Consider the following 14,156-nt stretch of genomic DNA (forward strand, 5'->3'; position numbering starts at 1 on the left):
TGCAAGGGTGTCTATCTGGAATCGCGCTTGCGATGGGTTGGAGGGGCCGTGCGAACAGGGTGGGGTTCAGGGCGCGAGAAATGCCTTCACGTCACCCATGAACCTGTTGAACTGGTCATGATGGAGCCAATGGCCGGCGTCTTCGTATTCGACTAGCCGAGCCGTGGGGAACCAGTCTATCCGCCCGTCGTCGGCCGGGCTCTGCGAGAAGCTGTTCTTGCCCCACAGCATGAGCACGGGGCAGGTGATGGCTTGCCACAAGGCAACCACATCCGAAGTCGGCAGATCCGATACGGACCAGACATTGACGTAGTTGTCGAATTTCCAGCTCCAGGTGCCGTCCTCGTTGCGGCTGGCGCCATGGATCGTCAGATGGCGTGTCTGCTCCTCGGTAAGGAAGGAGTTCTCCTCTTTCATCCGCTGGTAGGCGTCCTTGCGGGTCGCGTACTTGCGCGGCATCCGTCCGGAGGCCCGGCGCTTGTCCTCGATCCATTGTTTCAGCCGGTCGCCGATCCCGCGCTCTTCCATCTGGCGGCGGATGTGCGGTGGCGGGCCGAGCCCTTCGATATTGACGAATTTCTCGACTTTCTCGGGGAACAGGCCGGTGAAGCGCGTTGCGACGTTTCCGCCGAGCGAATGGGCGATGATGGTCACTTTCTCGTGCCCCAACGTATGCACGAGCTGGGCGAAATCGTAGACGAGGGCGTCCATTCCGTAGTGGCCCTCGGGAGACCATTCGGAATCGCCGTGGCCGCGCAGATCCGGACAGATCACGTGCCAGTCCTGTCGCAGTTCCTCGGCCACCCAATCCCAGCTGCGGCAATGGTCGCGCCCGCCGTGCTGGAGAATCAGCGGCGGCGCGTCCGGGTTGCCCCAGTCGACATAGTTGAGCCGCAGGCGCTGCGAGATGAAACGGTTGGAGGTCGGTCCGAGCTGGCTTTTCATGCCGAAATCGTGATCCCCGGCGCGGCGCAGGTCAATGGGGGCACCGGTATTCCGCGCCGCCGCGAGGCGGAAACCCGATCCGCCAAGTGCGGATTTGCGGGGATCAAGATATTCCTTATGCGGCCTGCCGCTTGGCAAACCGGGGTGCTTGGCCCTATCTCGCGCCCCAACGATATTCGACACATTCATGCCGGAGACTTTCACATGGCGACGACGCACAAGACCCGCATGCTCATCATCGGTTCCGGCCCGGCCGGTCTCTCGGCCGCGATCTATGGCGCGCGCGCCGGGATGGAGCCGATCGTTGTGCAGGGTCTGCAGCCCGGCGGCCAGCTTACCATCACCACCGACGTCGAGAATTATCCCGGTTTCCGCGAAGTCATTCAGGGCCCCTGGCTGATGCAGGAAATGGAGGCGCAGGCTGTCCATGTCGGCACCCGCATGATGTACGACATCATCACCTCGGTTGACCTCAACGGCCCGATCTTCAAGGCTGTCGGCGATTCGGGCGATATCTATGAGGGCGATACCCTCGTCATCGCCACCGGCGCACAGGCGCAGTGGCTCGGCGTCCCCGGCGAGCAGGAACTTTCGGGCAAGGGCGTCTCGGCCTGCGCCACGTGCGATGGTTTCTTCTATCGCGGCAAGAAGGTCGTGGTGATCGGCGGCGGCAATACCGCGGTCGAGGAAGCGCTCTACCTCACCAACCATTCCGACGAAGTGACCCTGATCCACCGCCGAGACAGCTTGCGCGCCGAGAAGATCCTGCAGGACCGCCTTTTCGCGAACCCGAAGATCAACGTCGTTTGGGACAAGCGCGTCGAACGCTTCATGGAAGGCGAAAATGGCGAACTGCGCGCCCTTGCGCTGATCGACACCAAGACCGGCGAGCAGAGCGAAATCCTTACGGACGGTGCTTTCGTCGCCATCGGACACGCACCGGCGACGGAACTGTTCAAGGGCAAGCTGGCCATGGACGAGACCGGCTATCTCCTCGTCCAGCCGGGCACGCCCAAGACCGATATCGCCGGCGTTTTCGCTTGCGGCGACGTGATGGATCACGTCTATCGCCAGGCCATTACCGCTGCCGGTACCGGCTGCATGGCGGCGCTCGATGCCGAGCGTTATCTTGCGGCGCGGGATTTCGCCGAAGCGGCGAAGGTCGAAGCCTGACTTTGTAGATAGGAGAGGTCCGGGGCTCAGCCCCCGGGCCTCTCTCGATAGGAACGCCTTGCGCAACTAGGCGTGACGCAAGGCGTCCAGCACTTGCCCGATCAACCAGTCCTGCGCCTCCGGCTCGACGTAGCTGTGCGTGGCGCCGGAACAGCGGCGCACGCGGGTGTCCGATTTGTCCCAATTGGCCAGAAATGCGAGACCCGTGCGGTCCCTTTCGGCGACGAGCAACCGCACCCTACCTGAAAATACGGCGAGGCCGCGCGCCATTTCCTGCGCCAGACCGGCAGGTTCCGCCACGCCCGGACGCGACGCGGCAACGAGGCTGCGGATCAGTTGGGCTATCGCAACTTTTCCCGTGAGGAGGCGCCTGATGGCGGCCGGATCGGTCATCCGGCGGCGATAGTGGCTGCGCACGACTTCGGCCGGAGCGTCCCCGGCCTCGTCCTCGATCGTCCATGGGTTGGACAGTACCAGCGCGCCGAGCCCGTCGCCTTCTGCCAGCATCAGTGCGCTGGCAGCGTCGCAGTTTCCCAGCCCGACGACACGGCGCATTTGCGGGCAAGCCGCGCGAAATGCGCCGAGCGCTGCGCGGATATCCGGCGTGCTCGATCGGAAGCCGCAGTTCTCGCCCTCACTGTCTCCCACGCCGCGCCGGTCGAAACGGAGCACGGGAAACCCTTCGGCAGCAATTCGCACGGCGAGCCGGGCCTGCCCGTTCCACGCGCCGGCGCGTACTTCATTGCCGCCGGACACGATTAGCAGACCGGTGTCTGCCGGCGCTTCATCAAGGCTCGCGGCGAGCTGCGAGCCTTCACAGGGGAAAGTGAAGTGCCGCCGCGTCATGCTCGCAGAGCCTCGCTCAGCAATGCGGCGAGCGCATCGGCCTGAGACGCATCCTCATCCGGTTCCGCTCTCAGCCACAAGCCGCTACCTCCGATCCGCTCCTGCTCGATGATGGGTACGGAGGGATTGGGCTCCAATGTTTCGATCTCCCGGAAAAGCCCGGCGTTCAATGGATATCCGGCGAGCATAATGCCTTCGGTACGGGCCATGTCCGTCAAGGCTTCCCGCGTCTGTTCGCGTCCCGCCTCGCGGTCTGCAAACATGCGGGCGCGCAACATGGAGCGCAGGATCTGGGCGCCCTTTACCGGTGCGTAGTGCCATTTCGGCAGGCTCGGTGTGAACAGGCAGCCTCCGCGAATGCCGAGGACGTGCGTTGCGCCGAAATGCGCGGCAGCCGCGGCCATCGCGGTTCGCCATTGGGCCGGGCCTATCGATTCGAGAGCGAGCACGCTCTCGTTCGTTCCCGGCAGGTCCGGGGCAAGGCTGTCGATCCCGGCGCGGTCAAGGCGTCGCATGACCTCCACCGTGAGGCGGCGCATGCGATTGCCCTCGTCGAACAGGGCAGGAACGATCAGGACCCGCTGCGCCCGCCCGCGATCGAACGCGAGCGCATATTCCTTTTCCATGCCGCCATCGGGCAGGGGGCAGGGCCATGTCGTGGGGGTCATCCTGCGATTCCCCCAGCGCGAATCACGCCGTGGCGCGCTTGGCTTTCGCGAATTCGAGCAGGGCGCCGAAGGTCTCCAGCATCTCGCCGTCGATCTCGTCGTCCTCGATGATGATGTCGAGCCGGTCTTCCAGCTCGGTCAGGAGGCCGGCAACCGCCATCGAGTCCAGTTCGGGCAAATGCCCGAACAGCCCGGTATCGGCATCGAACGTCTCGGCTTGTCCCTGCTTGAGGCCCAGCACATCCGTCAGGATGCGGCGCAGCAACAGGTCGGTTTCGTCTTGCATGGCCCCTCTCTTCGGGCATTTGTCGTTAACCCCGCGCCTCTAGCCGCGCTTCGCGGTTGCGGCAAGGCGCTCAAGCCCTGCCCGCAAGATATCACGCCCCAGACGAGGCCAATTCAGCGGAGACCCGGGGCGGAACATGTCGAGCCGGTATCGCGGACGCACAAATTCCATCCAGTCCCGCTTGTACGGATCGTCGCCTGTACCGAAATCCACGAGTTCGACACCGTCCGTGTCGATCACATGGCGGAAAAGCGCCGCGCTCAGGACCGAACCGGGGGAGAGGTGCTTCGCCGCTTGCCGGTGAGCGAGTTTGTGTATCCATGCCGTGCCATGTTCGACCGTCCACATCTGCGCGGCGATGGCCTGTCCGCCGCAGCGCGCAATGCCCAGCCGCAGTCGTCCCGCAGAACCTTCGGCTTGCGCGAAGGCGCGCAGGAATGCGGGGCTGCCTTCCTCGGGCTTCCAGCTTTCGGCATAGATCGCTTCGTAGGCTGCCCAGGCTGCGGCATCGAAACGGGTGAGAACTTCGATTTCGAGCTTGCCCGCCTTGCGTTTCAGCGTCGTGCGCAAGTTGCCGGGGCGCGAGGCGAGATAGTGCGCGTAGCTGCGACCGGCTACTGGCAGGACATGATTGCTGTCGCAAATCTCACGGCGGACGAGCCAGCCTGCCTTGCGGAAGGCGCGTTCGAGCAGGGCGGCGCTGCCGTCCTCGTCCGGTACGCCGCTCAGCGTGATGCGGCGGGCCTTTCCGGCAAGGTCGCCCGCCAGTACCGCCAATGGCCGTTCTGCGTCTGAACAGAGCGCGCGGAAGCGGAAGGTATACCAGTTCGACAGTGCGTGAAGGTGCCCGGATGCTCCCTGCAGGGGCAGTACCGCAAAATCCTCGCCGTCACACGCCGCGGCGATAAAGGCGTCTGGAGCGCAATGCTCCGCCAGCGCCCGAAACCATTCGATACGGTCGAAAGGGGCGTGCTGGTTGCCCTCGGAAAGCCACAGCGCTAGCTGGCCGTCCGATTGCACTTGCTTAAGATCGCGGTGATAATCGACCTTTGCCACGTCCCGTTCGAACCCTTTCGGAGCCTTTCCCCGTCATGCCCGGCAGTACCGAAAAGCCGATCCTGCCGCTCGACCATCTCGCCCTTCGGGGAGAGGATTCGGCCGAGGCCCTGGTGCTGCGCGGAGAAGTGCTGGACTACAAGGCCTTAAGATCGCGTGTCTCCAGACTTGCGGCGTGGCTCGCAGTGGAAGTTCCGGCAAAAGGCGCGCGTATCGCTTCATGGGCAGCTAAGGGGGAACTGACCTGCCTGCTCCCGTTGGCGGCCGCGCGCGCGGGACTGGTGCATGTGCCGGTCAATCCGTTGCTCAAGCATGGGCAGGTCGCGCATATCCTGGCAGATAGCGGCGCGGTCATGCTGATCGGCACGCCTTCTCGGCTGGCCTCGCTTGCCGAAGCGGATGTGCCTGCCGATTGCCGTCTGGTCGATGAAGCCGCGGCGCTGGCCGATGCTGCAATGCTGGATGGAGAACTGGCGCCTTCGCAGGCCGATCCCGATGATCTGGCGGCGATCCTCTACACCAGCGGCTCCACGGGGCGGCCCAAGGGCGTGATGCTCAGCCATGCCAATATGTGGCTGGGCGCGGAAAGCGTGGCCGACTACCTTGGTCTTGCTCCCGATGACCGGACCCTGGCGGTATTGCCGCTATCGTTCGATTACGGGCAGAACCAGCTTCTTTCGACATGGTACGCCGGTGGCTGCGTGGTTCCGCTGGACTATCTGGTGCCGCGCGATGTCATGAAGGCGGTGGGCCGGCACGGGATCACCACGCTCGCGGCCGTGCCGCCGCTATGGGTGCAGGTCTGCGAGCTGGATTGGCCGGGTGAAACGGCCGGAAAACTGCGCCGATTGACCAACAGCGGCGGTGCGCTCACTGTCGATCTCGTCCGCAGGATGCGCGCGCTGTTCCCCGGTGCCCGCCTTTTCGCGATGTACGGCCTTACGGAGGCGTTCCGTTCCACTTACCTCGACCCTTCGTTGATCGACAGCCATCCCACTTCGATGGGGAAGGCGATCCCGCACGCGGAAGTGCTGGTCGTCAACGATGCGGGCTTTATCGCTGCCGATGACGAGGAAGGTGAACTGGTCCACTGCGGGCCATTGGTGGCGCAAGGCTACTGGCACGATCAGGAGCGCACGGCTGAGCGCTACAAGCTGGCGCCCCTCGGCTCCCACTATGGCGGCATGGCGGTGTGGTCCGGTGACAGGGTGCGGCGCAGTGCGGATGGGCTGCTCTATTTCGTCGGTCGCCGTGACGCCATGATCAAGAGCGCCGGAAACCGCATCAGCCCGCAGGAGGTGGAGGAAGCCGCGCTTGCGACAGGTCTCGTGGTTGAAGCCGTTGCCCTGGGCGTGCCGGACGCGCGCCTTGGGCAGGCGGTGCATCTGGTTGTCCGCGCTGCACCGGGCTTCGAAACAACCTCGGAATTGCCGCGTAAACTCATGCAGGAACTACCGAATTTCATGCAACCCAAAGTGATCCACTGGCGCGATTCAATGCCTGTCGGGCCGAATGGCAAGATCGACAGGAACGGTCTTGCCGCCGAACTCGCGGCGGCAGGCGCATGAAGCCGCTCGGTCCGATTCCGGCGGGCTTCGAAGCTGCGCGCGGTGTTCTGGTGGTGGGCGGCAGGCCGGTTACGGATTGGGTGGAGCAGGCAGGGGATACGCCCCTGTTCCTCTACAGCGCAAATCTCGTGCGCAGGTGCGTTGCCGATATCCGGGTGGCCATGCCGGAGCGGCTGGCGCTGCATTATGCCGTGAAGGCCAATCCTTTCCCGCCCCTGTTGTCGCTGATGGACGGGCTGGTCGACGGTTTCGACATTGCCTCCGGCGGCGAGTTGGCGATCGTGCGGGCGGCAGGCATCGATCCTGCGCAAGTCAGCTTTGCTGGCCCGGGCAAGCGTGACCGTGAACTGGACGCCGCAATCCGCGCCGGCGTGACGCTCAACCTCGAATCGGAGGCCGAGGCCCGCCGCGCCATCGGAATCGCTGAAACGCTTGGCGTTACTCCGCGCCTCGCCATTCGCGTGAACCCCGATTTCGATCTCAAGGGATCGGGCATGAAGATGGGTGGCGGCGCAAAGCCGTTCGGAATCGATGCCGCGCGAGTGCCTGCGCTCGTGCGCGAAGTGGTGTCCAGCGGGGCGGAGTGGCGCGGATTTCACATATTCGCGGGCAGCCAGGCGCTGGACGCATCAGCCATTGCGGAAACGCAGGGGCAGGCGCTCGATCTGGCCGCAAGGCTCGCGGAAGAGAGCGGCACGGCCTTGCCGCACTGCAATCTCGGCGGGGGGCTCGGCATTCCCTACTTCCCGGGAGATACTCCGGTCGATCTGGCCCTTGTCGGCGAGCGTCTGGCCGAGCGTTTCGAGCGCTTGCCCGATGTTCTGCGCGAGACCGCGTTCTGCATCGAACTCGGCCGTTATCTCGTTGGCGAATCAGGTGTTTATATTGCTCGCGTGATTGACCGGAAGGAAAGCCACGGCGAAGTTTTCCTCGTTACCGATGGCGGCCTTCACCATCAGTTGGCCGCGTCCGGAAACTTCGGAACGGTGGTGCGGCGCAACTACCCTTCGGCCATCGCCACGCGCTTCGATGCGCCGGTCGAGGAGGAAGCGTCAATTGTCGGCTGCCTCTGCACTCCGCTGGACAAGCTGGCGGACAAGGGAGGCTTTCCGCGGGCCGAAGTCGGCGATCTGGTCGCGGTGTTCTGTGCCGGCGCTTACGGCGCCTCGGCGAGCCCGGCGCAGTTCCTCGGGCAGGGGGCGGCACTGGAAATGCTGGTCTGAAGCACGGTTAGCATTCGACAGGCATGTTGTCCCAATGCGGGACCGGGTGCCAATCGGTTGGTGAAGGCTAACGCAATGTTCACCCTTTTAGGCGATAGCGCAGGCTGGATTTTGCCACGTTTGCCGCATCGTAACAGCGATCGGCAGGCCGGCGCCTGAAGGGAAGAGCTTATGCCGCACCGCCGTCCGACCCGACTCCTGGCTGCCTCTGCGCTTGCCAGCGTCGTCCTGACCGGCTGTGCGGGGCCTGCGTCCGGCCCCCAGCTTCCGCCCGCGCAGTTCGTTGCGATGCAGGAGGGGCCGAGCGAGGAGTACATCATCGGTCCGCTGGACCAGCTCACCGTGTTCGTCTGGCGCAACCCCGAACTCGGCGCGAAGGTTCAGGTTCGGCCCGATGGCCGCATCACCACGCCGCTGATCGCGGACATGCCTGCGGTGGGCAAGACCCCGGCCATGCTGGCGGAGGATATCCGCCTGCAGCTCTCCCAATATATCGAGGACCCTCTGGTTTCGGTCATCGTGGACGGGTTTGCCGGCACGTACAGCCAGCAGGTCCGCGTCGTCGGCGCGACCGAGAAACCGGCTTCCATTCCCTATCGCGCCAACATGACCGTGCTGGATGCGATGATCGCGGTGGGCGGTCTGTCGGAATATGCTGCGGGCAATCGCGCACGTCTGATCCGCTTCGACAAGACGGCAGGCAAGCAGACGGAATATGCCCTGCGTCTGGGCGATCTGCTCAAGAAGGGCGACAGCAAGGCAAACGTCATGCTGAACCCCGGCGATGTCATTATCATCCCTGAAAGCATGTTCTGAGGATCGGGCGCGAGATGGGATTGGCGCGATGAACGGCCTTTACGAAGAACTGCTCGCCGCCCTCCACAGCGTCTGGCACCGGCGCTGGATCGCGCTTGCGGCGGCCTGGGCGATCTGCCTGCTGGGCTGGCTGGTGGTGGCCCTGATCCCCAATTCCTACGAATCCAAAGCCCGCATCTTCATCCAGCTCGATGACGCCTTGGCCGAGCAGGTGGGTATCGGCGTGGCCGACAAGAAGCGCGATATCGAGCGCATCCGGCAAACCCTGACCAGCGCCGTGAACCTCGAGAAGGTCGTGCGCGGGACGCGGCTGGGCGATACGATCCAGTCTCCCAAGCAGATGGAATCCACGGTTCTCGGCCTTGGCAAGAACGTGTCCGTGGTCAGCCAGCAGGACAACCTGTTCGAGATCACTGCGACCGCGAACTATTCCTCTTTCTCCGATGCCGAGAATGCCCAGCTTGCCCGTGAAGTGGCGCAGAAGCTGATCGACATTTTTCGCGAGGAGAACCTGTCGGGCGATCGCGGTGACATGGTCGAGACGCTGGAGTTCGTGAACCAGCAGCTGCGCCAGCGCGAAAAGGAACTTGAATCGGCGGAACAGCGCCGCACCACTTTCGAGGCCCAGCACCCCGAAATGGCGCTGGGCGGGGCAGCAGTGGCGCAGCGGCTGGAAAGCTCGCGCACGCAGCTTCGCGATCTCGACGCGGATCTCTCCGCTGCCCAGAGCGCGCTTGCCGCGATCGACGGTCAGCTTGCCGGTACGCCCCGCACGATCGCCGGAGGAACTGCCGGCGGGGCTTCGGGCGCATTGGCGCAGGCCCAGTCGGAACTGGCCGGAATGCGCGCGCGCGGCCTGACCGACAGCCATCCAGACGTGATCGCGGCGCGAAACCAGATTGCAGCGCTTCGCGGTCCTGCAGCGCAGGAAGCGGCCAGCGGCACGGGTACGCCGAACCCCGCCTATAGCTCGCTCCAGTCGATCCGTGCCGAGCGGCAGGCCAACGTCCAGGCGCTGACGTCGCGAAAGGCGGCGCTGCAATCGGACGTAGCCTCGCTCACGGCCTCCGCGATCCAGGACCCCGAACTTGCGACCGAGGCCCAGCGCATCAATCGGGACTACGACGTCCTGCGCCAGCAATACGACAAGCTTCTCCAGGACCGGGAGGAACTGCGCCTGCGCGGCGAAGTGAAGACCGGCCGCGAGGCGGTGAAGTTCCAGGTGGTCGATCCGCCGACGACGCCGCGCAAGCCGGTGGCCCCCAATCGGCCCTTGCTGCTGTTCGGCGTGCTGATCGCCGGCGTCGTGGGCGGCTGCGCAGGTGCTTTTGCGCTCAGCAAGGTCCGTTCGGTCTTCGCGACGACCGCGAGTCTCGAACGGGCGACGGGGCTGCCGGTGCTCGGCGCAATCTCGCAAAATCTCACGGATGGCGTGCGCCAGCTTCGCAAGCGCCGCCTCAAGTACTTCATCGGCGCCGGCGCGGCTTTGTGCGGCCTGTTCGTGGTGTTGCTTGCGGTTGAGTTTATCCAGCGCGGCATGGTGGCCTGAGGAACGGTAATGACCGAACACAGCAAAATTCCCGCGCCCGGACAGACCAGAAAGCGCGGCCCCGGCGAATCGCTGATCGAACGCGCTGCCGGACATTTCGATTTCAACAGCATGATCGCTCGGCCGGTTCCGCTTCCGGCCGAGCCTGTTGTCTCCGCAAGGCCCGCTGACGATGCAGCGTCCGCTGCCGAAACACCCGCTGTGTCTTCGCCTGCTTCACCGCCGTTCGCCGCGCCAACGCCCCCTCCAGCGCCAGCGCGCGATGTAGCCGAGCCGGTTGCAGCCGCTTACCCGGCCCCCACGGCCTTCGCCGGTGAGCATCATCCGATCGATCGCGAACTGCTGCGCGAGCAAGGGCTGATCGTGCCGGAGGGCACCGTGACCGCGCTTCTGGAAGAATTCCGCATCGTCAAACGGCAGTTGCTGGTGCAGGCGGCCGATTTGCGGCGTCAGAAAGCAGGCGCCGCCGCACAGCGCGTGCTGATCAGTTCGCCGCATCCGGGCGAGGGCAAGACGTACTGCGCGCTCAATCTCGCGCTGTCGATCGCGGCTGAGAAGGAAAGCGAGGTTCTCCTCGTCGATGCCGATTTCGCCAAGCCTTCGATCCTTTCCGCGCTGGGGCTTCCCGGCGGTCCGGGGTTGATGGACGCATTGATGGACGAGACGATCGATCCCGCCGAATGTGTGCTCGGCACCGATATTCCCGGGCTTTGGGTCATGCCGGCGGGCGATGCGACCATCAATGACAGCGAATATATCGCCTCATCCCGAACCGCGCGGATACTCGACAGGCTGACCGAGAACGCGCCGCATCGCATCGTGATTTTCGATTCGCCGCCCGCCCTTGCGGCATCGCCCGCGGCCGAACTGGCGAAATACGTCGGCCAGACCGTGGTCATCGTGCGCGCGGACCGGACCGGGCAGGGCGCGCTGGAAGATGCGATCTCTTTGCTGGGGGCCTGTCCCAACGTCCAGCTGCTGCTCAATGGTACGCATTTCAGCCCGAGCGGCCGCCGCTTCGGCTCTTATTACGGATACAAGGGATGAAGTCGGTGTTTTCGCCCCCGCTGGGCCTGGGCGCTCTGGCTGCTGCGCTGGCAGCGGCAGCGCCGGTGGAGGCCCAGACGATCGGCTATGACCAGGTCGGCTCGGGTTCCGATGAAGTCGCCGCCTCCGCTCCGTCGTCGGGGCGGCAGGATCGTTCCGGAAAGCGCGGAGGCAAGGGCTCCCGCCGGATCGAGGTGACGCCCTATATCGAGATCGATCAGATCGTCGATGCCCAGCTTTCTCCGGGCAACGACGTGCTCACCTATACTCAGCTCGCGGCGGGCGTCGATGCGGGGATATCCGGGCGCAACAATGCGTTGTCGGCGTCCGTCCGCTATGAACGCTACATCGGCTGGAGCAAGCGCGCAGCCGATGGCGATGCCATCAGCGGCATCGTGCGCGGCTATACCACGATCACGCCGGGCCTGACGCTGGAAGCAGGCGCGCTTGCAACCCAGGCGCGGGTTCAGAACGGCGGCTCTGCGCTTTCGCCCGGTCTGGCGAACGACGGGGGGGCAACCAACGTCTACTCGGTATACGGTGGACCTTCGTTCAGGACGCGCGCGGGCGATGTCGATTTCGCGGCCAATTACCGGGCCGGTTTCACCAAGGTCGAACAGTCGGACGCCTTCGTCGCGACACCCGGCGGCGCGGCGGCCGACGTCTTCGACAAGAGCGTGACGCAGATCGCCGACATCGAGGCGGGCGTGGCGCCTTACGTTATCGCACCGGTGGGGCTGGGCGCTGCGGGCAGCTTCTATCAGGAAGATATCTCCAACCTCGACCAGCGCGTGCGGGACATGCAGGCGCGGGCCCTGGTGACGGTGCCGGTAAGCCGCACGGTGCAGGTGGTGGGCGCCATCGGTTACGAGGACGTGGAAGTGTCCAGCCGCGATGCCCTGCGCGATGCCGATGGCAACCCTGTGATCGGCAGCGACGGTCGCTACAAGACCGACAAGAGCGTCCCGCGCGAACTTGCCTACGACGTCAGCGGCCTGACCTGGGACGTGGCCGTGATGTGGCGGCCGAGCCGCCGCACCTCGCTTTCGGCGCACTTCGGCCGTCGTTATGGATCGACCAGCTTCGGCGGCAACCTCGCCTATGCGCCGGATGATCGCAGCCAGCTCAGCGTCACGGTCTATGACAATGTCAGTGGGTTCGGCGGCCAGCTCAACCGCGCGCTCGATCAGTTGCCGGATGACTTCGTGGCCGTGCGCGATCCCGTGACAGGCGAACTGCGCGGCTGCGTCAGTTCGCTTGACGGCAGCAACTGCTTTTCGGGCGCGCTGGGCTCTGTGCGATCGGCGGTGTTCCGCGGGCGCGGCGTGGCGGCGAGCTATTCGCGCAGGGTCGGCCGCCTCGATGCGGGGATCGGTGGCGGGTACGACCGCCGCGATTTCATCGCTCCGCAGAACACCGTGTTGGCTGCGGCTGACGGGGTGATCGACCAGAACTGGTGGCTCTCGGCCTATCTCAGCGGCCAACTCGGCAGAGAAGCCGGATGGTCGGCGAGCGTCTATGCGAACTGGCTTTCCAGCAACGATCCGCTGGTCGGCAATGTTAACGGTTATGGTGCCACACTCGGCTATTACCGTATGCTGGCCCGCCGCCTCAGGGCGACGGTGGCACTCGGGCTCGACGGCGTGAGCCGTGACGATGCCTTGTATGAAGACTACTGGACCGCGTCCGCCCTCGCCGGCGTGCGCTACAGCTTCTGATTTCGAAGGAGAGCAGGGATGTTCGACCAATTCTACGGGTTCGAGGGCCGGCCCTTCCAGCTTACGCCCGATCCGGCCTTCTATTTCGAGAGCGTGACGCACCGAAAGGCGCTGTCCTATCTCGGCTATGGGCTGGCCCAGGGTGAAGGGTTCGTGGTCATCACCGGTGAAGTCGGTGCAGGCAAATCGACGCTGGTCTCGCACCTCATGGCGACGATAGACCCGGCGCGCCTCACGGCTGCCTGCGTCGTCACCAGCGCGCTTGACGGTGAGGAGATCGTTCACGTCGTCGCTCAAGCGTTCGGCCTTCCGGTCGCCGGGCACGACAAGGCTTCGGCGCTGGGGGCGATCGAGGGCTTTCTCCATGCCGAGGCGCGCGCCGGTCGCCGCTGCCTGCTGATCGTGGATGAGGCCCAGAACCTCTCGGTCGACGCGATCGAGGAACTGCGCATGCTGTCGAACTTCCAGCTCGGCTCGCATCCGTTGCTGCAGACGCTCCTGCTGGGCCAGCCGGAGTTCCGCACGACCCTGCTTGAAAGCGATCAGCTCGAACAGCTTCGCCAGCGCGTGATCGCCACCCATCACCTCACCGCGATGCAGGTGCGCGAAGTGCAGCCCTATATCGAGCATCGCCTGAACTGCGTCGGCTGGAAGGGCAATCCGGGCTTCGATCATCGCGTCTTCGCGGAAATCCACGAGGCGACCGGCGGTATCCCGCGCCGGATCAACCAGATCGTCAACCGCCTGCTGCTGCTTGGTGCGGTTGAGAAGCGTTCGTTGATCGATCTCCAGATGCTGGCCGAAGTGCTGGCCGAATTCGATGAGGATGGCGCCCGCGCGCTCGTCAGCCCGCGAGAGACGGCGGCGGAAGCAGCGCCTGGCGTGCCCGCGGCGCAAGTGGCGGCAGCGCCGGTGCACCATTCCGAAGCCCTCGATGCCAAGGCGGCCATCGCCCTTATCGAGACAGCCTTGGCGGAACGCGATTCGCAGATCGACGAGCTTCAGCATGCCGTGCTGGAACTTGCCGCCCGCGCCGAGCGGGAGAAGGAGGTTGCGGCAGGTTCGGGCAATGATCCCCTCATCGCCGCGCTTCAGGAACAGCTTGAGCAGTCGGCCGCGCATGCGGCCCGTCTGGAAGCCCGTCTCGACGAGCAGGAGCGTACCTTGCGGCACACGCTTACCATGTTGATCGAATGGTTCGAGGGCGGCGAAGGCCAGCGCCAGGCAGCCTGACTGGTCCCCCGCCTTCACGAGGATGGAT

General features: G+C 64.9%; 13 protein-coding genes. 8 read left to right on the top strand and 5 right to left on the bottom strand.

Going from position 1 to position 14,156, the window contains the following annotated elements; all coding sequences use genetic code 11:
- Positions 1–66: 66 nt before the first annotated feature.
- On the bottom strand, positions 67–945 hold the full coding sequence (locus tag ACXJ16_RS03370) for an alpha/beta fold hydrolase (RefSeq protein ID WP_463921269.1): 879 nt from the start codon (positions 943–945) through the stop codon (positions 67–69).
- Between the two features lie 204 nt (positions 946–1,149).
- On the opposite strand from ACXJ16_RS03370, the gene trxB reads away from it, so the two are divergent.
- The gene (gene trxB / locus ACXJ16_RS03375; RefSeq protein WP_324695721.1) at positions 1,150–2,118 is read left to right on the top strand and encodes a thioredoxin-disulfide reductase; all 969 of its coding nucleotides are present in this window, start codon (positions 1,150–1,152) and stop codon (positions 2,116–2,118) included.
- 66 nt (positions 2,119–2,184) lie between these two features.
- Here the strand turns inward: trxB and ACXJ16_RS03380 are convergent, their stop codons facing one another.
- Genes ACXJ16_RS03380 through ACXJ16_RS03395 form a run of 4 tightly spaced genes read right to left on the bottom strand, consistent with a single transcriptional unit; the run spans position 2,185 to position 4,974 of the window.
- Positions 2,185–2,964 carry a hydrolase 1, exosortase A system-associated gene (locus tag ACXJ16_RS03380; RefSeq protein ID WP_463921271.1) on the bottom strand — a complete coding sequence of 260 codons (780 nt, stop codon included), beginning with the start codon at positions 2,962–2,964 and terminating at the stop codon, positions 2,185–2,187.
- Positions 2,961–3,632 (bottom strand): alpha/beta hydrolase family protein, encoded by a 672-nt coding sequence (locus ACXJ16_RS03385; protein WP_324695717.1) that lies wholly within the window; start codon positions 3,630–3,632, stop codon positions 2,961–2,963. Before ACXJ16_RS03385 ends, ACXJ16_RS03380 begins: the two co-directional genes overlap by 4 nt.
- A 22-nt stretch (positions 3,633–3,654) precedes the next feature.
- A complete protein-coding gene (locus ACXJ16_RS03390) occupies positions 3,655–3,918 on the bottom strand; it encodes a phosphopantetheine-binding protein (RefSeq protein WP_054438776.1) in 264 nt (87 codons plus the stop codon).
- Between the two features lie 39 nt (positions 3,919–3,957).
- Positions 3,958–4,974, bottom strand: coding sequence for a GNAT family N-acetyltransferase (locus ACXJ16_RS03395; protein ID WP_324695714.1), 1,017 nt, complete (start codon positions 4,972–4,974; stop codon positions 3,958–3,960).
- A gap of 35 nt (positions 4,975–5,009) precedes the next feature.
- Between ACXJ16_RS03395 and ACXJ16_RS03400 the strand changes: the two genes are divergently transcribed.
- The 7 genes from ACXJ16_RS03400 to ACXJ16_RS03430 all read left to right on the top strand — a co-directional run bounded on the left by ACXJ16_RS03400 (position 5,010) and on the right by ACXJ16_RS03430 (position 14,128).
- A complete protein-coding gene (locus ACXJ16_RS03400) occupies positions 5,010–6,542 on the top strand; it encodes an acyl-CoA ligase (AMP-forming), exosortase A system-associated (protein ID WP_324695712.1) in 1,533 nt (510 codons plus the stop codon).
- Positions 6,539–7,765 carry a pyridoxal-dependent decarboxylase, exosortase A system-associated gene (locus ACXJ16_RS03405; RefSeq protein WP_324695710.1) on the top strand — a complete coding sequence of 409 codons (1,227 nt, stop codon included), beginning with the start codon at positions 6,539–6,541 and terminating at the stop codon, positions 7,763–7,765. The genes ACXJ16_RS03400 and ACXJ16_RS03405 overlap by 4 nt, the downstream gene beginning before the upstream one ends.
- 171 nt (positions 7,766–7,936) lie before the next feature.
- The gene (locus ACXJ16_RS03410) at positions 7,937–8,581 is read left to right on the top strand and encodes an XrtA/PEP-CTERM system exopolysaccharide export protein (protein ID WP_054438768.1); all 645 of its coding nucleotides are present in this window, start codon (positions 7,937–7,939) and stop codon (positions 8,579–8,581) included.
- Between the two features lie 28 nt (positions 8,582–8,609).
- Entirely contained in the window at positions 8,610–10,130 is a 1,521-nt protein-coding gene (locus ACXJ16_RS03415) for an XrtA system polysaccharide chain length determinant (RefSeq protein ID WP_324695707.1), read from the top strand.
- Positions 10,131–10,139: 9 nt separating this feature from the next.
- Positions 10,140–11,177, top strand: a complete 1,038-nt coding sequence (locus ACXJ16_RS03420; RefSeq protein WP_443477877.1) for a P-loop NTPase family protein — start codon at positions 10,140–10,142, stop codon at positions 11,175–11,177.
- Complete coding sequence (locus ACXJ16_RS03425) at positions 11,174–12,895, top strand: preprotein translocase subunit YajC (RefSeq protein ID WP_324695703.1); 1,722 nt, start codon at positions 11,174–11,176, stop codon at positions 12,893–12,895. The genes ACXJ16_RS03420 and ACXJ16_RS03425 overlap by 4 nt, the downstream gene beginning before the upstream one ends.
- A gap of 18 nt (positions 12,896–12,913) precedes the next feature.
- Positions 12,914–14,128: an XrtA/PEP-CTERM system-associated ATPase gene (locus ACXJ16_RS03430; RefSeq protein ID WP_324695701.1), complete on the top strand. Its 1,215-nt coding sequence runs from the start codon at positions 12,914–12,916 to the stop codon at positions 14,126–14,128.
- The last annotated feature ends 28 nt before the right edge of the window (positions 14,129–14,156 follow it).

Source organism: Novosphingobium sp. TK71 (assembly GCF_055361505.1).